Raw genomic sequence first — 19,328 nt, 5'->3', positions numbered from 1 at the left:
ATTATGGGTAAAGTTCAGATTCTCGCCGTACTGACGATGGACGGATGTCTTTCTTCAGAGTTATATGATAAAGCACATCAGGATTTGTGCCTTGACCGTTGCGGTCTTGATGAAATCAGGAAGAAAGCCTTTTACCGTGTGACACCGGACTATTCCATTTCAATGCTGCACGAATGGAGAAAAGACTGCACAAACATCCGTTACCTCGCGGAAGCCACACCGGACACGGCAGACTATATAAACGGACTGCTGCGGATGCACGCTGTGGATGAAATCATACTATACACCGTTCCTTTCATATCCGGAAGCGGACGACATTTTTTTAAGTCGGCTCTGCCAGAGCAACACTGGACGCTTTCCTCTTTGAAAAGCTATCCCAACGGTGTATGTCGCATTATCTATATCCTTGATAAAAAAGCAAGATAGCCAAAATGTGCGGCAAGCATACATTTCTATTTTCAGGAATAGAATAAATGTTCCGATTACAAACAATTTAAGTCGGAGATAATTTGTCCTTGTGAAAAAATACTGAATTTTATACCTCTGAAATCCAGCACTTTGTAAAATTGAGTGTTGGATTTTTTATTTTCTGCCGCGTTTTTTGCCAATTATATTCATGTGCGCACGCAGAAAACAAAGTGTAATTTTCAAAATTGACAGAACCATGAATTATTTCTTGCTGGCGGAAACCGACTTTTTCCGCCTGATAAACGAAGCCGGCGACTGCAATATGGAAACGGCATACACGGCTTTCGCCACCCAAGTGATCGAACTGTGCAACGGCGGCATGGACATGAACCTTACCGTCATCGCGCTTGCCTACATCGAAATCGAGTTGCAGCACCATCCCGTACGTAATCTGTCAGAAGAAAAAAGAGAGATTGCCGCCTACGTCAGCAAGGCTCTGTCTTTCGTAAGAAAGATGCAGAAATTCCTTGCCACGCCCCAAGTGCCACCACTAATATCCGCCAACAACGCAACAGAAACCACCGCCAGCCTTCTTCAATGGACGGGCAATGCCATCGACCTCGTGGAACTTATCTACGGCATAGACGTGATGGGCTGCATCAACAACGGCAATATGCCGCTCAAACAGCTCGCCCCACTTCTCTATAAGATATTCGGGGTTGATTCTAAAGACTGCTACCGCTTCTACACTGATATCAAACGCCGGAAGAACGAAAGCCGCACCTATTTCATTGACAGGATGCAGGAAAAACTGAACGAGAGAATGTTGCGTGATGAGGAGTTGGAGCGGATGAGAAAATAAAAAAATATCCATTACATATGAGAAGACAGGAATACTCGTATCCTGTCTTTTTATTTTCATTTAATTATATATTAATTAGCACAATATATGTGAGTTTTTCATTCCTATAAGGACAAATTTCAGAAACGTATGTCTGGTAAATTATTGAGTCATCATAGTATGAACATATATCATTACTAAAAACAATGAAACAACTTCCATAAGATTGTGGTTGTAAAAATCGCCATTTAATAGCCCGTTTTTTTTGTAAAATTCGCCAATTAAAAAAATATGATTATCTTTGCATTATATTTTATAAGGTATGGAAACAGTAAATAGAATACTTCAAGAGAAGATTACAGCACGAATCGCGCCCAATAAAGCAGTACTGATTTTTGGTGCTCGCCGTGTTGGTAAAACGGTAATGATGCGTAAAATTGTGGACAACTATTCAGGTAGGACGATGATGCTCAACGGCGAAGACTACGACACATTAGCACTATTGGAGAATCGCTCAATAGCCAATTATCGGCATTTATTGGATGGTATTGATTTGCTGGCTATTGATGAGGCACAGAACATACCACAAATCGGTAGTATTCTGAAGTTGATAGTTGATGAAATACCGGGAATAAGTGTCTTGGCAAGTGGTTCTTCGTCATTCGATTTGCTGAATAAGACTGGTGAACCGTTGGTCGGCCGCAGTACGCAATTTCTCCTTACACCATTCTCGCAACGGGAAATCGCACAGACGGAAACGGCACTTGAAACCCGCCAGAACCTCGAAGCGCGCTTGATTTACGGTTCCTATCCCGAAGTAGTAATGATGGAGAACTATGAACGTAAAACAGACTACCTACGTGATATTGTCGGTGCATACCTGCTTAAAGATATCTTAGCAATTGACGGCTTAAAAAATTCGAGCAAGATGCGCGATCTACTGCGATTGATAGCTTTTCAGTTGGGCAGCGAAGTTTCTTACGAAGAGTTAGGTAAACAACTCGGCATGAGCAAGACGACCGTTGAAAAATACCTCGACCTATTGGAAAAGGTCTTCGTTATCTATCGTCTGGGGGCTTATTCGCGTAACCTACGCAAGGAGGTTACAAAAGCTGGCAAGTGGTACTTCTACGACAACGGCATTCGCAATGCCATTATCGGGGCTTTCTCACCGCTGGCCATTCGGCAGGATGTCGGTGCGCTGTGGGAGAACTACATCATCGGAGAGCGGCGCAAAGCGAACTTCAATGAGGGACTGCACAGGGAGTTCTATTTCTGGCGCACCTACGACAAACAGGAAATCGACCTGATTGAGGAGAGTGCCGACAGTCTTACCGCCTTGGAGTTCAAGTGGGGAAATAAAATGCCGGCCGCACCGAAAGCCTTCCAAGAAGCCTATCCCTATGCCGAGTTTCATGTGGTAAATCGGGAGAATTATTTGGAGTTCGTATAATCAATAAATTACGTATATGGAAACAAAACTACAATCCAAACAGCAATATCCGCGGTTTATCCAAAATAAACCGTGTGGTATTGACAAATTCGATGGAGGTTCGCAAGAAAGGTTGGCAAAAACTATTGCTCGCCATTTTTGTCAGAATGATTCATTGGATGAGGAATGTACTTTACCTCGAATTATCGGCATCGAAGGTATTTGGGGATCTGGAAAATCCAACGTGGTTAAAATGTTGGAACGTGAATTATCAGACGACTATTACTTTTTTGAGTATGACGCATGGGGACATCAAGAGGACTTGCAACGCCGCTCTATATTGGAATTGCTTACAAGCAAACTTATTGATGATGGTATCCTATCTGGAAATGCAACAATAAAAGTCAAAGGTGGAGGTACGAAAACCGTATCATGGTCTGAAAAGCTGAAATATTTATTAGCCCGTAAAACGGAGACCGTAACCGAAAAATATCCCCTTATCAGTAATGGTATGGTTGCGGCATTTTTGGTTGCAGTTTTAACTCCGATATTTACATTTATTGCGTATGCAGTAAAACCTACACCCACAACATGGTGGTTTTCTTTATTGTCTATTATCATAGCTGCACTGCCAGTTCTTATTGCATTGTGCGTTTGGAAATGGGCATATAGCAAAGATCATAAATATGGATGGAGTTATATGTTAGCTATTTATCAAGATAAAGTCGAAAAGGACGTTTGCTATGAGACTTTGAGCGAAGACGAACCAACGGTTTACGAGTTCAAAACATGGATGCAAGACATTTCTGATTTTATCAAGGAAAAAGGACAACGTAAATTAGTCCTTGTTTTTGACAACATGGATCGTCTCCCCGCTGAAAAAGTAAAAGAATTATGGTCTTCTATCCATACGTTCTTCGCCGATAGCGGTTTTGAAAATGTTTGGGCTGTTATTCCTTTCGATGAAACACATTTAGCTTGTGCATTCGGAGATGAGACCGACGAACAAACGAAACAACTGACCAAGTATTTTATCAATAAAACTTTCCCTATTGTTTATCGTGTTGCTCCTCCTGTTATTACCGACTATCGAAGTATATTCAACAAACTGTTTGTTGAAGCATTTGGAGAAACAGAAAATGAAGCGAAAGAAACTATAAATCGGATATTCAGATTGGTAAATCCTAATGCCAATGTTAGGGAAATTATATCATATATCAATGAGATGGTCGCTCTTAAACAAGAGTGGTGTAACGAAATTTTGATGATAAACATAGCATTGTTCTGTTTGAAGAAGACGGATATTCTGGCAAATCCAGTAGAACAAATATTGTCCGGCGACTATCTGAATGGCATTCAAACAATAATTAACAATGATCTGCAAACACAACGCGAAATTGCAGCTTTGGTATATGGTGTCGATGTTGAAGATGCTCGACAAATTCCATTGAAAAAATATATTGAAGGCTGCATCAACGGAGAAGAAGACCACGACATAAATCAATATGCAGAGACTAATAAACAATTTGACACTGTATTAGAAGAAGTTATACAATGTATGGACAATGCGCTTATCGATAAGATTATACATTGTTTGCATAAATTAACTCGAAAGAGCGATGTTATTCTGCGTGTATGGCAAAGAATAGCACAATTGAAATTAAAAGAATCCATAGAGAAGCAGGTGTTCCCTGTCGAATACCAAGAACTGCTGTTGCATTTAGACACGGAAAGCCAAAACCATGTGATTGCTCAATTATATAAGAAGATAGTTCGGTTCAATGACTTCAATGGCGGCGACTATTTCAAAACGTTAGATGCAATAGACAGGTTTATTGCGCAAAATAAGTTGGCGTGCGATTTTACGTCATTGATTGAAGCAAAAACAGTCAAGCCAAATACATTTATCGATTATATTCAAGCTGCAAATGCAACAGATGCTGCCTATCGGGATAACGCGACAACTAAAGCATATAAATATTATCAAGTAGCAACAAATTCGGAGGCGCTCGATAATTATTTGGCAAACTTACTACCCGATAATTTCGACCATGCAGATATTGTAAAAACGTTAAAAGATAATTCTACCTATACGTTTCCAACGCTTTTGCAAGCGATCACGAATTGCATTGATGAACAGAATGTAAATAAAGATAATATAGGGGCTATATTTACAACCTATCGTTTATTGGCATCTGACGAAGAAAGACCTTTACCTGTAACGTTAGATTCAACCTACATAAATCAGTTGCATTCTGAATTAGAAACTGATGGCCGAAACATTAAAGAGTCTGGATATTACGATTTAGTCGCCATGCAATTGGCACATGGTCATTCCGTTTCCTTAATAGAGGGTGGAGATATAAAATATGTTGCAGAACTCATGGACTATTATGTGGATCATGGAGACTTATTAGTAAATAGTGTGGGATGGAATATACCGCTATTAAATGAAACACTACAATACATGGTAAATCATAAACTTGGCTATAAATTATTGCTCTCAGACATATTGCCCCAATTTGAAGATATTAAGAACAGAATAGGTGTAACGGATGAGGTATTTATCGAGCATTTAGCAGAGTGGAATACCGATTTGGATAAGTATATCACTAAGAACAATATTAAAGATGTAATTCCTGACGCATCTTTTTACGATTTGACCACTAAAATAAGCAATGTCCTGACCGATCATATCAATAAAATAGCGTTCGAAGCGTTGTCTGAAATAAGTGTTGATACATTATACGCCCAAAGAACAGCACATACATCATATTATTGGTTTGTCGCAATAAAACATTTACTGGCTAAAATCAAATCCTTGCCAGATAACTTGACTGAATTTGGCAAAAAGATTCTGATGGATATTGCTTCTGGAACTCAAAGTTTGAATCCTTTCCCTAATTGTTTCAAGAATATAGTTGAAAGATTGGATAAACGAAAAATTAAATCGACAGTTACCGATATAAGAAATGATTTCTGCATCGGTAAAAAGACTATCAATGCAATAAAGTTTCAATTTTTCGAAACATGGCTTAGATCGCATGGTAATTTGAAAAGTCAAGCTGGAGACGTTATTGATAAAATAGTGAAACCTGTAATTTCCGATGGGGCATGCCGTTCATTGATTCTGCAAAACAAAGATTTTTATATGGATTTAATAAATACAGCAGGGGATGATGCTTATGAATTGAAAAAGAGTCTCCGAAACCTCATACAAAAAGATTCAGATCCGCAATTGGTTAAATTTGTCAATTCGATAGATTCAGTACCTGAGGTTGAAACCGCGTAAGTATTTGTCTAACAAGTCCGAATTTTACGATTTTACCCGTCAGAACTGAAGTGCCCCCCAAAAAAATTGTATCCAACTTTTGGGGGTCACTTCAAACTTCGATAGGGATAATTTTCAATTTTGGGGACTTGTTAGACAGTCTCATTATCTGGTAGCAGTTTACACAGCACCGGATCGTTTTTGATACGCTCCAGTTCCTCCTGCACAATCTGCTTCACCTCTTCCTTGATGCGCCGGTAGTTCGCCTGCACCGTTTCCTTCATGCGGTCGTTGCCGTCCTCGTCCGTGAAGTTTGTAATGACGGGAATTTTCTTGTAGGCACTTTCTTCCCGTTTCACCTTTTCGGCATCCACCACAATCTCGCAATGAAAAATCTTCTGCTCGATACGCTCGTTGAAGTTGTCGGATACAGAACCGACAAACATTCCCTGCGTAAGCCTGGAAATCTTACTCGGTGGAATGAGCGCGTCCATCTGCGTGTTGATGGAGGTGGAAACATCCTGCCGGTTGATGGAGATGGACTGCCGTTTCTGCAACACCTTACCGAACCGCTCGGAGAGCGTCTTGGCTGTTTCCCCCACCACCTGACCGGAGAAAATATTGCCGACAGTGTTCATCACCACTTTCGCCTCTTTGTCCCCGTAGTCACGCACTAACTGGCTGAAATCCTGAAAGCCCAGACACACGGCAACCTTGTTGCTTCGGGCGGTAGCTATAAGATTGTCCAACCCTTTGAAGTATATTGTGGGCAACTCGTCGATGATGACCGATGACTTCAGCATCCCCTTCTTGTTGATGAGCTTCACGATACGGGAATTATACAGACCGAGTGCCGCACCGTAGATATTCTGACGGTCGGGATTGTTACCCACGCAGAGGATTTTCGGCTCTTCGGGATTGTTGATGTCCAGCGTAAACTCGCTGTCTGACATCACCCAGTAGAGCTGCGGTGAAATCATCCTCGAAAGCGGGATTTTTGCCGACGCTATCTGACCCATGAGCTGCTCCGCAGCCCCTCCAAGCCACGCATCCATGAACGGCGAAAGGTAGTTCTCCAGCTCCGGATAAGAGGTCAGTATCGGAAATATATCCTCGTAACGGCGGTTCAGAAACTCGATAGCATGGGGAAACGTGCAAAACTTCCCGTTCTGATAGATTTTGAGATACCAGATAATACTGGCAAACAGAATGATAGGTGACTCCACGAAGAAGTCGCCCTGCTTTTGCACCCACGTTTTATTGAGGTTGAGCATTATTGTGTAGGCACTCTCATAGGCATCCGTAATATCTTCCATAAAATCCGGGTGAATGGGATTGCACCGATGAGAGCGTCGCGGGTCGTCGAAGTTGATCACATAGAACTTCGGCTTTACCTTGTAGCCGTCCGGGTGGTTCAGCAAATGGTTGTAGGCAATAGTAGATAGGTCGGGATACTTGAAATCGTAGATGTATTGACTAAAGCCCTTTTCAATCTGTTGCTTGATAAAATTGTTTACCACGGCATAGGACTTGCCGCTGCCCGGCGTACCCAACACGATGGACGCACGGAAGGGATTAACTACATTGATCCAACCGTTGTTCCAGCGTTTCCTGTAATAGAAACGTGTCGGCAGATTGACCGAATACTCGCTTTCGATAAGCCTCGTTTCCTGCATGAAACTCTCGTTCTCGTTGTTGAAAACATCCTCCATCAAATTGTGTTTCAACAGGCGGCTCATCCACAGACCACCCATCAACAGGCAGACATAGCCCGTTCCAATGGTAAGGACATACAGTCCCGTCACCGCTTCAAGCGGCAGCGGCAGGGGCAGCAACCACCAGTTCAGGAAAAACAGCACGAACCCGACGGCAAATGCTGTCCAGATTCTCCCCCAAGTGATTTTCTCACCCTTGACACCCTTCGTACCCAGACAGGACAAGGCAAGCAAAAGGACGGAAAACAGCTTCGTGTAGAGAATGGAATGGAACAGCCCCGCCGTGCGGTCGAAGTTCAGAAGGATTTTGTCCACCACGCCGATGTTCACGCCCCACAGCCGGATGGCTTCGTAGCAGAACCAGTACACGTTCATGACCACTAAAATGATACTCACGGCACGCAGAAAATCCATGATTTTCGCCAATGCCCTCAAATCGTCTTCTTGTTGTGACATACATTGATTTTTTAATTGTTGATACTCTGATTACATACCCAAGCCCTTGCGTTTTTTCTTCTTTTTGCGCTTCATCGCCCGGATGAAAGCCTCTTCCTCGGCATCTACCGCCGGACCTTCGGGAGTGAGCAAGCCCATACCGCCCGATATATCTTCACTGTCGTAGGCGGTCTGCCCGTGTGCCTTGTCCGCAGCATCCACAGGGATGGATAGCGGTATCGGCGGTTGTCCGGCGTATGGCAGGGTGAAGTGTTCCTGCAAGGCATTCGCCGAAAGCTCCTTACCCATGCGCGAACCGTTCAGCACGCATCCCGTGCGGTGGTCGATGAAGGTAGCCCCATAGATGCGCCCTTCCTCTGTGTAGCGCAGTACGGTGTCGATGCCCTTCTCTTTGAGTTGGGATACAAATTTGTCCTTGTCATAAGTGCCTTGCAGCACGGAAAGGACGGTGCGTTTCGTCATGTCTGCCAGTTTCCTATCCTTGATTTCCGATTTGGAACGGACAAACTTCTTCTGTACGGCTTCATAGCCTGCGGACTTCCCGAAAAGCGAGGATTTGAACGGGTTGCCCACCTTGTTACCCTTGTCGTCCGTGACGGAATAGACCAGCCCGTGATACTCCCGTCCGCGCACGTTGCCCCTCGCTTCCTCCACCGTCATATTATATAAGGAAAGGAGCGCACGGTATTCGCCCATCGTCTGGAAACGGTACTGCCCATTCAGAGCCTTCACGGTGTTGCCTACCTGCTTCTTCACATCACCTGCCGATGCGGCCACCTTGCGCAACGGATTATCCAATCTCTGATTTTTACGTTCTGCCGGATGCAATCCGTACTTCTGTTCCAGTTCCCTGCGGATACGGTCGCTGCGGCGGTAGAGAAAATCCCGGTTGAGCCTTTTCCCGTTCTCGTCCACGTTGACCGTCACGATGTGCAGGTGGTGGCGGTCGATGTCCTCGTGCTTGAATACAAGATAAGGCTGGTTTCCGAAACCGAGTTTTTCCAGATACTCGCGGGCGATATTCTGCAACTCAATATCGGTCAGCACATCCTCCGGGTGCGGGTTGAGAGAGATATGCACCACCGGCTTCTCGATCTTCATCTGCGGTGGCAGGAAGGTGAGAAAACCCTCCATCGCCTTGCCTATGTCCACCGTTCCCGAACCGTCATTGTAGATGCGGTTGGTGGTGAGAAGCCGCCCCTGCGCCTCGTTAATCTTCTCCCCGTTGTAGGCAATCGCGCCGTACAACGAACTTCCTACACTGATTTTTGCGACCATTTTGCCTCCATTTCCCTTGAAAGTTCCACAATCCGGCGGCTCAGTTTCACGAGTTCGACGGTGTGTTGCTCTAATTTGTAGAGCAACGCCATCGCCTTTTTCTCTGAAAAATGCAGCCTCAGTTCCTTCACGACTTGGTTGTAATTCGTACCCACGGCACGGAATTGTGCATGAAAATCCGACAGTTTGGTGTAATAGTCCACCAACGTCTTGTCCACCTTCAGCACCTTGAACGGTTGCCCGAAGAAGTGCGCTTTGAGGAAAACAGACCGTGCATAGACACCCGATTTTCCGAACATGGCGAGGAAACGGTTGTGTTCCTCCTCGTTGAAACGGACGGTGTACCGGTACACCGCCGGATCAAGTTTGGGATTTCTCCCTGATTTGCTTTTCCTTTTCTCTTTCATATTACTTTGGATTTAGCGGATTGACGGCATAAGCCGCCGCTTCGGATTACAGCACCGCAGTTCTGAAAGGCTTCCCGACTTCGGAGGGAAAGCCCGCCCCCTGCAAGGGCAAGTGCTTTTCGTGGCTGCTCAAAATATTTTGAGCGGCTGAAAAGACATCTTGCTATGTTCAGGTGAACATAAAAATCCGTCAGGGGACGGATTGGGAAAATACCTTTCAGGACTCCGGGCCGCGCGTCATCGGCGAACCCTGCTGTCCGGGTGCAAAGTTACGCCCTTAAAGCGGTATCGGACAGATGCTTGACCCGGTCAATGACTGCCAACCGGCGCAACGTGCCGCCACTTGCCGGAGAAGTGATACAGGTTCCAAAATATACTTGTTTATTTGCAGCATGATTCAAGAAACGAACGATTTGAAGATATGATAAACGGAACATTCAAATACCCGGAAATCCGCTTCTTCGGATACTTGCCGAAACGGATACCCGAACCGTCGGAAACCCGGTTCTCCGACAATTCGGTGACGTATGGATTCAATGACTTCATGACGCAATGTCGTCAATCACCATTTGTCCGACGCACCGCTTCACCACAGAACCGGATACGCGACGACCCGCCTGCGTGTGTAGTCACGGAAGCGGATGGTGCGACAGCCAAATCCGTATGGAAACAGAAAAACAAATCATCAACAATTAAAATAAATGGAACTATGAGTAAGGAAATCTTCGTTGCATTCGCAACACAGAAAGGTGGCATCGGCAAATCCACTGTCACGGCACTTGCCGCCAGCTACCTGCACAACGTGAAAGGCTACAATGTCGCCGTCGTGGACTGCGACGACCCGCAGCACAGCATCCACGGGCTGCGCGAACACGAAATGGGGCTTATCGACAGCAGCACCTACTTCAAGGCTCTCGCTTGCGACCATTTCCGCCGGATCAAAAAGAACGCCTACACCATCGTCAAAAGCAATGCGGTGAACGCCCTCGACGATGCCGAGAGGATGATTGCCACTGAGGACGTGAAACCCGACGTGGTGTTCTTCGACATGCCCGGCACACTCCGAAGCAACGGCGTGATAAAGACGCTCTCGCAGATGGACTACATTTTCACTCCGCTGAGTGCCGACCGCTTTGTCGTGGAGAGTACCCTGAAATTCGTCACGATGTTCCGCGACAGGCTGATGACTACCGGACAGGCGAAAACAAAGGGGCTGCATCTGTTCTGGACGATGGTGGACGGCAGGGAGAGGAACGACTTGTACGGCATCTACGAGGAAGTGATAGCCGAAATGGGCTTTCCGGTACTTTCCACCCGCTTGCCCGACAGCAAGAAGTTCCGCCGTGACCTTTCGGAAGAGCGCAAGAGCGTTTTCCGCTCCACCATCTTCCCGATGGACACGGCACTGCTGAAAGGGAGTGGCATCCGGGAGTTTTCCGAAGAGATAAGCGACATCATCAGACCGCAGTGAGCATGGGCAGCAGGAAAGTGAACACGGAAGGCATCGACGAGGAACTGCTGTTAGCCTCCATCGGGCGGCGCACACAGGACGGGACACTGCGCCCCGCACAGGAAGTACCCGCAGCTGCACCGACCGAAGAGGACACCGCCGCACCGGAACCATCTCCTGTGCAACCCGTAACACGGGAAAAAGCGCAGAGGGAAAGTGGACGCCGGAAAAGGCAGGACGAGGACTACAACGAGCTATTCCTGCGCCGCAACGAGATAAAGACCCGCCAATGTGTCTATATCAGCCGTGACGTCCACGGCAAGATCCTCAGAATCGTGAACGACATCGCCGGAGGGGAAATCTCAGTAGGCGGATATGTGGATACCGTGCTGCGCCAGCATCTGGAACAGCACAAGGAGAGAATCAACGAACTGTACAAGAAACAACGTGAAGATCTGATTTGAAAATGGAAAAAGAAATGACACCGAATGAAAAAAGACCACAGCAAGACTGCGGAGGTATGTTTACCCAAGTGCAGGCGAGTGTGGAAATACTGTCGCCTGTCCCGGTAAGCGGCAAATGCAGTGAGAAGGACTATGAACGCCTGTTCATCCGCGACCCGGAAGTAAAGGCACGTGAGGGGAAGATGGCGTATGTGCGCCCGGAGTACCACGAGCGTATCATGCGTATCACCCGTGTAATCGGGCATGACCGGCTTACGCTGTCCGCTTACATCGACCATGTGCTGACGCACCACTTCAACCAGTGCGAAGATGCGATAAAGAGCCTTTATGCCCGAAATTACAATTCAGTATTCTAACCAAAAACGGAAGGATATGAATTACACAATCAGCATGACAGACATTCTGCTGGCGGTATCGGTCGGCTGCAACCTCTGGTTCCTGTTCCTGCTCCTTTACGAGCGCATCATGGACACGCGGATTGTCCGCTTCTTCAAGGGCATTGTCGGATTATGGCGGTCACTGGACGGGAATGAGGCTAAACGCATAGCGGCACACGAGGAAGTCCCTGCGGAAAAGGCGGACATCATCGGCAAGAGCCGTTTCAGGATGGCATCCACCCGGACAACCGCTGCCATACCGACGCAAGAAGCCGCCACTATTGAAAAAGGCATTGAGCTGTCGGAGGAAGAGGCTACTTTTGACGACGGAAAAACGGGAAACGCATCCCGCCCGGCACAAGTCCCGGAGGAAAAACTCGATGAGACCTTCACGAGCATACCGCCGGAGGAACTGGGATACGGGGACGACGAACCGGAAGAGGACGCCTCGGACACGCCACGGGCTTCGGGCAGCAGCTTTGACGAGATTGACGACGCCTGCAAGACCGCCAAAAACCCGGACGCGACACAGGCGGAACGTGAAAAGGCGGCTAAGGTGTTCACCGACATGGAGGGCACGGAGTTGTACGAGAAAATGATGGAAGGCTCTTCGGAGATAGGCATCCGCATCAAGGGGCTTATCGAGATTCGGCTGAAGAAATCTGAAAAGGAGTTCGTCGTGCCGGACAACATCGAGGAGTTCGACATTCGCAACTATGTATGACAACAATAAAAGAAATGAACATGAAAGAATGACATCAACCCACGCGGCGAGGAAACGCAAGGCGCATCCCCATCCGCAACGGACACGCCCACGTCCGTGGAAACAAACGGGCATCCACTAAAACCAAAGTAAAGAAACAAAGTATCAACCGCCCGACAAAGGACCATCCACCCTTTTGACGGCAAAAAACAAGAACAGTTTATGAACAAGAACATCTTGAAAAACAGAAAAGCAATCCTCTCCGCGGCACTTGTCATCGCCGCAACCGCCTCCGCTTTCGCGCAGGGAAACGGCATCGCGGGCATCAACGAAGCCACCTCTATGGTGAGTTCTTATTTCGACCCCGGAACTAAACTGATATACGCCATCGGTGCAGTCGTCGGGCTTATCGGGGGCGTAAAAGTGTACGGCAAGTTTTCATCGGGCGACCCCGACACCAGCAAGACAGCCGCCTCGTGGTTCGGCGCGTGCATCTTCCTGATTGTTGCCGCCACCATCCTGCGCTCATTCTTCCTTTAATAAATAATGTATGGCTGAATACCCAATCAACAAGGGTATCGGCCGTCCGGTAGAGTTCAAGGGCTTGAAGGCACAGTACCTCTTCATCTTCTGCGGAGGTCTGCTGGCTCTCTTCGTCCTGTTCGTCATCCTCTACATGGTCGGTATCGACCAGTGGATATGTATCGGCTTCGGCGCGGCATCGTCCTCCCTCCTTGTATGGCAGACCTTCGCGCTGAACGCCCGGTACGGTGAACACGGGCTGATGAAATTAGGAGCGGCACGGAGCCATCCCCGATACCTTATCAACCGGCGGCGGATAACCCGTCTGTTCAAACGACAACGAAAGGAAGAAAGACAATGAGGAATACATCGAAAATGACAACACTGGAAAACAGGTTCCCACTTTTAGCGGTGGAGCATGGCTGCATCATCTCAAAGGACGCCGACATCACGGTGGCTTTCGAGGTGGAACTACCGGAACTTTACACCGTGACGGGTGCGGAGTACGAGGCGATACACAGTTGCTGGTGCAAGGCTATCAAGGTGCTGCCGGACTACTCCGTCGTCCACAAACAGGACTGGTTCATCAAGGAACGCTACAAACCGGAGCTTCAGAAGGACGACATGAGCTTTTTAAGCCGCTCTTTCGAGCGTCACTTCAACGAGCGTCCGTACCTGAAACACACCTGCTACCTCTACCTGACCAAGACAACAAAGGAGCGTAACCGGATGCAGAGCAATTTCAGCACGCTGTGCCGGGGACATATCATCCCGAAGGAGCTGGACAGGGAAACCACGACCAAGTTCTTGGAAGCCTGCGAACAGTTCGAGCGCATCATGAACGACAGCGGGCTTGTCAGGCTGCGCCGCCTCTCCACCGATGAGATTGTGGGTACTGAGGGAAAGACGGGACTTATTGAACGCTACTTCTCGCTCATGCCGGAAGGTGACACCACCTTGCAGGACATCGAGCTTTCGGCAAGGGAGATGCGCATCGGCGACAACCGCCTGTGTCTGCACACCCTCTCCGACGCGGAAGACCTGCCGGGCAAGGTGGCTACCGACACCCGTTACGAGAAGCTCTCCACCGACCGGAGTGACTGCCGACTGTCATTCGCCTCCCCGGTGGGGCTTCTGCTCTCCTGCAACCATATCTACAACCAGTATGTGCTGATAGACAACAGTGAGGAAACCTTGCAGAAGTTCGAGAAGTCCGCCCGTAACATGCAGTCGCTATCTCGCTATTCAAGGAGCAACAGCATCAACCGCGAGTGGATAGACCAATACCTGAACGAAGCCCATTCCTACGGACTGACCTCGGTACGGGCACACTTCAACGTCATGGCGTGGAGCGACGATGCGGAGGAACTGAAGCATATCAAGAACGACGTGGGCAGCCAGTTGGCAAGCATGGAATGCGTGCCGCGCCACAACACCATCGACTGCCCGACACTCTACTGGGCGGCGATACCCGGCAATGCGGCGGACTTCCCGGCGGAAGAGAGTTTCCACACCTTCATCGAACAGGCGGTGTGCCTGTTCACAGAGGAAACCAACTACCGCAGCTCGCTCTCGCCCTTCGGCATCAAGATGGTGGACAGGCTCACGGGAAAACCGCTGCACCTTGACATCTCCGACCTGCCCATGAAGCGAGGTATCACGACCAACCGCAACAAGTTCGTGCTGGGTCCTTCGGGCAGCGGCAAGTCTTTCTTCATGAACCACCTCGTGCGCCAATATTATGAGCAAGGCGCACATGTGGTATTGGTGGACACGGGAAACTCCTATCAGGGCTTGTGCGGCATGATCCGACGCAAGACAGGCGGAGCGGACGGTGTGTATTTCACCTACACGGAAGATAAGCCCATCAGCTTCAACCCGTTCTACACCGACGATTACATCTTCGACGTGGAGAAGAAGGACAGCATCAAGACCCTGTTGCTGACGCTCTGGAAGTCGGAGGACGACAAGGTGACAAAGACGGAGAGCGGCGAGCTGGGCAGTGCCGTGAGTGCCTATATTGAGCGCATCCAATCCGACCGTAGCATCGTGCCGTCGTTCAACACCTTCTACGAGTATATGCGTGACGACTACCGCAAGGAACTGGCACAGCGTGACATCAAGGTGGAGAAGTCCGACTTCAACATCGACAACATGCTCACCACCATGCGGCAGTATTACCGGGGCGGGCGTTACGATTTCCTGCTCAACTCCACGGAGAACATCGACCTGCTCGGCAAGCGGTTCATCGTCTTCGAGATAGATTCGATTAAAGAAAACCGCGAACTGTTCCCCGTCGTGACCATCATCATCATGGAAGCCTTCATCAACAAGATGCGGCGGCTGAAAGGCGTGCGGAAACAGCTTATCGTGGAAGAGGCTTGGAAGGCCCTCTCATCGGCGAACATGGCTGAATATCTGCGCTATATGTATAAGACGGTCAGAAAATATTACGGCGAGGCAATCGTGGTGACGCAGGAGGTGGACGACATTATCAGTTCTCCGGTGGTCAAAGAGAGCATTATCAACAACTCGGATTGTAAAATCCTGCTTGACCAAAGGAAATATATGAACAAGTTCGACCAGATACAGGCGTTGCTCGGACTGACGGAAAAGGAGAAGTCGCAGATACTCTCCATCAACATGGCGAACAACCCTTCACGGCTCTACAAGGAGGTGTGGATAGGCTTGGGCGGCACGCAGTCGGCGGTCTATGCCACGGAGGTCAGCGCGGAAGAGTATCTGGCGTACACCACCGAGGAAACGGAAAAAGTGGAGGTTTACCGTCTGGCGGAGAAGCTGGGCGACGACATCGAAGCCGCCATCCGGCAGCTTGCCGAAAGGCGGAGAAACAAGGAATAACTAAAAAACAGAATGTATCAACCAAAAAAGAAAAACGCGTATGAATTTACCAAAAGTGAAAATGCTGCAAGTCAGCAAGTGCCTTATCGGATTGGCGGTCATGATGCTGCAATCCTGCGACGTGGCCGACAACCGCCGCGACATGCTGTGCGGGAACTGGGAGAGCGTGGAGGGAAAACCTGACGTGCTTATCTACAAGGAGGGCGAAGCCTACAAAGTGACGGTGTTCCGTCGTAGCGGTCTGCGCCGCAAGCTCAAGCCGGAAACCTATCTCTTGCAGGAGGAGAACGGCAACCTGTTCATGAACACCGGCTTCCGCATCGACGTGTCCTACAACGAGGCCACGGATGTGCTGACTTTCTCGCCAAACGGGGACTATGTGCGGGTGAAGCCGCAGCCGGGACATCCGACCGAAGAATAACAACCACTAAAATCCAAAGTAACATGAGAACAAGAATAACAATGATTATCTGCCTGTGCCTGCTTTTCGCGGGCAGGGCAAGCGCACAGTGGGTCGTAAGCGATCCGGGCAATCTAGCGCAGGGCATCATCAATGCCTCCAAAAACATCATCCATACCTCCAAGACCGCCACGAACATGGTGAGCAACTTTCAGGAGACGGTGAAAATCTATCAGCAGGGCAAGAAGTATTACGATGGTGCGCCCGTATAGGCGATATAATAAATGTAGCATTGGCAAGCTATTAGGTAAGTGTTCCAATATTTACCTATCATCACCAGCTTATCTGCCCACGAAAGGACGGCAGGGAGTATAGCACGCTGGAAAGCCATAAGTCAATTAGTTATCAAATTGCAACTGAATGGTGAGATGAAACAGATAGATACGAGGATAAAATCCAAACTGATTGAATGATAGTCCAAGTGAACCCAGTATGTTTTATAGTGAAAGATAACTTAACTCGCTATACCGTAATACCTCTGTTGCGAGCGTCGTGTAGTAGAGGCAGGAACAAATTACGGCACAACCGCAGTAAGCGGTAACGGGCGGAAGTCATATCCGACAATCTATCATAGCCATGTTATTATATCGTAAACGGGGATTGCCTAAATCGGAACGCCGCAAGGCTATTAGGTACAGACCTATGAAAATCCGACAAGGCAACGGAGCTTCCGTAGTAGTCTGAGCAGGGGAAAGCCCTGTACATGGCGAAGGGAAGCAGCTAATAATTTTAATGCAAATAACGGAAAATGTGAGAGACATTATGAGAAGTCCAGAGTATGTATTAAACAGTCTAACGGAACACAGTGAAAATTTGAATTACAAGTTTGAACGCTTGTACCGTATCTTTTTCAATGAGGAAATGTATTACGTTGCCTACCAACGCATATATGCGAAACCGGGCAATATGACAGCAGGTGCAGATGGGAAAACCATTGACCAAATGAGCCTGAACCGAATTGAACAACTGATAACATCGTTGAAAGATGAGAGTTATCAGCCCCAACCCTCAAAACGGATGTATATCCCAAAGAAAAATGGGAAAATGCGTCCATTAGGTGTACCAGCTTTTAATGATAAATTATTGCAGGAAGTGGTCAGAATGATATTGGAAGCCATCTATGAAAGACAGTTTGAAAAAACGTCACATGGCTTCCGACCTCTAAGAAGCTGCCACACTGCCTTGTCTGATATTCAGAAGACATTTTCGGGCGTGAAATGGTTCGTAGAAGGTGATATTAAGGGATTTTTCGACAATATCAATCATGAGATACTGATAGGTATTCTGAAAGAACGTATCGCTGACGAAAGATTTATTCGCTTGATTAGAAAATTTCTGAATGCAGGATATATCGAAGACTGGAACTTTCATAACTCCTACAGCGGAACACCGCAAGGCGGAATTGTCAGCCCTATCTTGGCAAACATATACCTTGATAAGTTGGATAAATTCATGAAGGAATACACTGGAAAATTTGATAAGGGGAAAGAACGGAAAAGAACTAAACAGGTAGTATCACTTGAAGGCAAACGACACCGTATTCTGAAAAAGTTGAAAGTGGTAAAAGACAAAAGTGAAAGGTCAGAATTGATAAGACAATATAAGGCTTATCAAAAAGAAGGTTTGCAGTATTCTGATGGTGACGAAATGGATATGAACTACAGAAAACTCAAATATGTGAGATATGCGGATGATTTTCTAATTGGAATTATTGGCAGTAAACAAGATGCTATCATCATCAAAGAGGACATAAAGAACTTCCTCTATGAAAAGTTAGCTCTTACACTGTCTGATGAGAAAACACTTATCACCCATGCTGAAAACGCTGCAAAATTTCTCGGATATGAGATTTTTGTAAGGAAATCCAATGACACCAAAAGAAGCAAATACGGAGTACTAAGACGTGTCTTCAATAAGAGGATACAATTGGCACTTGGAAAGGATACGTTTAAGAAAAAGTTGCTCGAATATCGTGTTTTAGAAATAAAGATACACAACGGCAAGGAGTATTGGAAAGCAAAATCCCGTCCCAAACTTTCAAACAACAATGACTTTGAGATACTTGACAGGTACAACAAGGAAATAAAGGGCATTTACAATTACTATTGTTTGGCTAATAATTGTAGTAGTCTGTCAAAACTTGGGTATATCATGAAATATAGTATGTACAAAACATTTGCGCAGAAATATCGGACAACGATGTCGCAAATCCGAAAAAAGTACACCAAGAATGGACTTTTTTCAGTTAGATACTATTTAAAGAACGGTACTGCCAAAGACTTGACCTTTTATCATGGTGGGTTCAAAAAGAAAAATCCAATGAACATTAAGGATTTAGACAACTTGCCCAAATTCACATATCATCCTACAAACACAAGTCTTATAGATAGGCTGAAAGCGGAAAAATGTGAATTATGTGGAGCAGTCGATAAGTTAGTGATGCACCATGTGAGAAAATTAAAAAATCTTCAAGGGAAAACTACCTGCGAAAAACAAATGATGGCTCGCAAACGAAAGACTATTGCCATATGTGGTAAGTGTTACAAAAAACTCAGTAACAATGAATAGATTGATATTATTAGTAGAAAGCCGGATACGCGGAGACGTGTACGTCCGGTTTGGGGGCGAGCTTCCGAAAACCCACCGTAGTAATACGGCAGGGCGTTGGATGCTTAGCCTACC

The 19,328-nt window shown here is 46.9% G+C and carries 16 protein-coding genes and 2 pseudogenes; 15 read left to right on the top strand and 3 right to left on the bottom strand.

The features are described from left to right. Positions 1-3: 3 nt before the first annotated feature. The 4 genes from DWX62_RS20955 to DWX62_RS20940 all read left to right on the top strand — a co-directional run bounded on the left by DWX62_RS20955 (position 4) and on the right by DWX62_RS20940 (position 5,973). Positions 4-426: a dihydrofolate reductase family protein gene (locus DWX62_RS20955; protein WP_004291474.1), complete on the top strand. Its 423-nt coding sequence runs from the start codon at positions 4-6 to the stop codon at positions 424-426. A 238-nt stretch (positions 427-664) separates the two neighbouring features. Then, on the top strand, positions 665-1,270 hold the full coding sequence (locus DWX62_RS20950; protein ID WP_004304269.1) for an RteC domain-containing protein: 606 nt from the start codon (positions 665-667) through the stop codon (positions 1,268-1,270). A 301-nt stretch (positions 1,271-1,571) separates the two neighbouring features. Continuing rightward, entirely contained in the window at positions 1,572-2,702 is a 1,131-nt protein-coding gene (locus DWX62_RS20945; protein WP_004291480.1) for an ATP-binding protein, read from the top strand. A 16-nt stretch (positions 2,703-2,718) separates the two neighbouring features. After that, positions 2,719-5,973, top strand: a complete 3,255-nt coding sequence (locus tag DWX62_RS20940; RefSeq protein ID WP_004291481.1) for a P-loop NTPase fold protein — start codon at positions 2,719-2,721, stop codon at positions 5,971-5,973. 131 nt (positions 5,974-6,104) lie between these two features. Here the strand turns inward: DWX62_RS20940 and mobC are convergent, their stop codons facing one another. Genes mobC through mobA form a run of 3 tightly spaced genes read right to left on the bottom strand, consistent with a single transcriptional unit; the run spans position 6,105 to position 9,808 of the window. Continuing rightward, positions 6,105-8,123, bottom strand: a complete 2,019-nt coding sequence (gene mobC / locus DWX62_RS20935) for a conjugal transfer protein MobC (RefSeq protein ID WP_120173129.1) — start codon at positions 8,121-8,123, stop codon at positions 6,105-6,107. A gap of 30 nt (positions 8,124-8,153) precedes the next feature. Then, positions 8,154-9,401: a conjugal transfer protein MobB gene (gene mobB, locus DWX62_RS20930; protein ID WP_004291483.1), complete on the bottom strand. Its 1,248-nt coding sequence runs from the start codon at positions 9,399-9,401 to the stop codon at positions 8,154-8,156. Beyond that, the gene (mobA, locus tag DWX62_RS20925; RefSeq protein ID WP_004291488.1) at positions 9,380-9,808 is read right to left on the bottom strand and encodes a conjugal transfer protein MobA; all 429 of its coding nucleotides are present in this window, start codon (positions 9,806-9,808) and stop codon (positions 9,380-9,382) included. The genes mobB and mobA overlap by 22 nt, the downstream gene beginning before the upstream one ends. Before the next feature lie 421 nt (positions 9,809-10,229). Between mobA and DWX62_RS20910 the strand changes: the two genes are divergently transcribed. The 11 genes and pseudogenes from DWX62_RS20910 to DWX62_RS22550 form a co-directional block, all read left to right on the top strand. After that, positions 10,230-11,279, top strand: coding sequence for a ParA family protein (locus DWX62_RS20910; RefSeq protein WP_004291492.1), 1,050 nt, complete (start codon positions 10,230-10,232; stop codon positions 11,277-11,279). Between the two features lie 2 nt (positions 11,280-11,281). After that, on the top strand, positions 11,282-11,722 hold the full coding sequence (locus tag DWX62_RS20905) for a DUF3408 domain-containing protein (protein ID WP_004291503.1): 441 nt from the start codon (positions 11,282-11,284) through the stop codon (positions 11,720-11,722). Between the two features lie 2 nt (positions 11,723-11,724). Beyond that, positions 11,725-12,078, top strand: a complete 354-nt coding sequence (locus DWX62_RS20900; RefSeq protein WP_004291505.1) for a DUF3408 domain-containing protein — start codon at positions 11,725-11,727, stop codon at positions 12,076-12,078. A gap of 16 nt (positions 12,079-12,094) precedes the next feature. Next, the gene (locus DWX62_RS20895; protein WP_004304280.1) at positions 12,095-12,823 is read left to right on the top strand and encodes a hypothetical protein; all 729 of its coding nucleotides are present in this window, start codon (positions 12,095-12,097) and stop codon (positions 12,821-12,823) included. 201 nt (positions 12,824-13,024) lie between these two features. Next, positions 13,025-13,342, top strand: coding sequence for a DUF4134 domain-containing protein (locus DWX62_RS20890; protein ID WP_002560983.1), 318 nt, complete (start codon positions 13,025-13,027; stop codon positions 13,340-13,342). A gap of 10 nt (positions 13,343-13,352) precedes the next feature. Then, the gene (locus DWX62_RS20885) at positions 13,353-13,685 is read left to right on the top strand and encodes a DUF4133 domain-containing protein (RefSeq protein WP_004291514.1); all 333 of its coding nucleotides are present in this window, start codon (positions 13,353-13,355) and stop codon (positions 13,683-13,685) included. Beyond that, a complete protein-coding gene (locus DWX62_RS20880; protein ID WP_004291515.1) occupies positions 13,682-16,186 on the top strand; it encodes a TraG family conjugative transposon ATPase in 2,505 nt (834 codons plus the stop codon). Before DWX62_RS20885 ends, DWX62_RS20880 begins: the two co-directional genes overlap by 4 nt. Positions 16,187-16,226: 40 nt before the next feature. Beyond that, positions 16,227-16,607 (top strand): DUF3876 domain-containing protein, encoded by a 381-nt coding sequence (locus DWX62_RS20875; RefSeq protein WP_004291516.1) that lies wholly within the window; start codon positions 16,227-16,229, stop codon positions 16,605-16,607. Positions 16,608-16,648: 41 nt separating this feature from the next. Beyond that, a pseudogene (locus DWX62_RS20870) lies at positions 16,649-16,843 on the top strand (DUF4141 domain-containing protein); the annotation flags it as partial. 565 nt (positions 16,844-17,408) lie between these two features. Next, on the top strand, positions 17,409-19,214 hold the full coding sequence (locus tag DWX62_RS20865) for a reverse transcriptase/maturase family protein (RefSeq protein WP_032535361.1): 1,806 nt from the start codon (positions 17,409-17,411) through the stop codon (positions 19,212-19,214). Further along, positions 19,207-19,328 (top strand): annotated as a pseudogene (locus DWX62_RS22550) (conjugal transfer protein TraI); the annotation flags it as partial. The gene DWX62_RS20865 and the pseudogene DWX62_RS22550, both read left to right, overlap by 8 nt.

The organism is Bacteroides sp. AF20-13LB (assembly GCF_003603065.1).
Lineage (GTDB): Bacteria > Bacteroidota > Bacteroidia > Bacteroidales > Bacteroidaceae > Bacteroides > Bacteroides uniformis.
The sequence above is the reverse complement of the archived record's forward strand: the minus strand, read 5'-3'. Positions and strand labels throughout refer to the sequence as shown.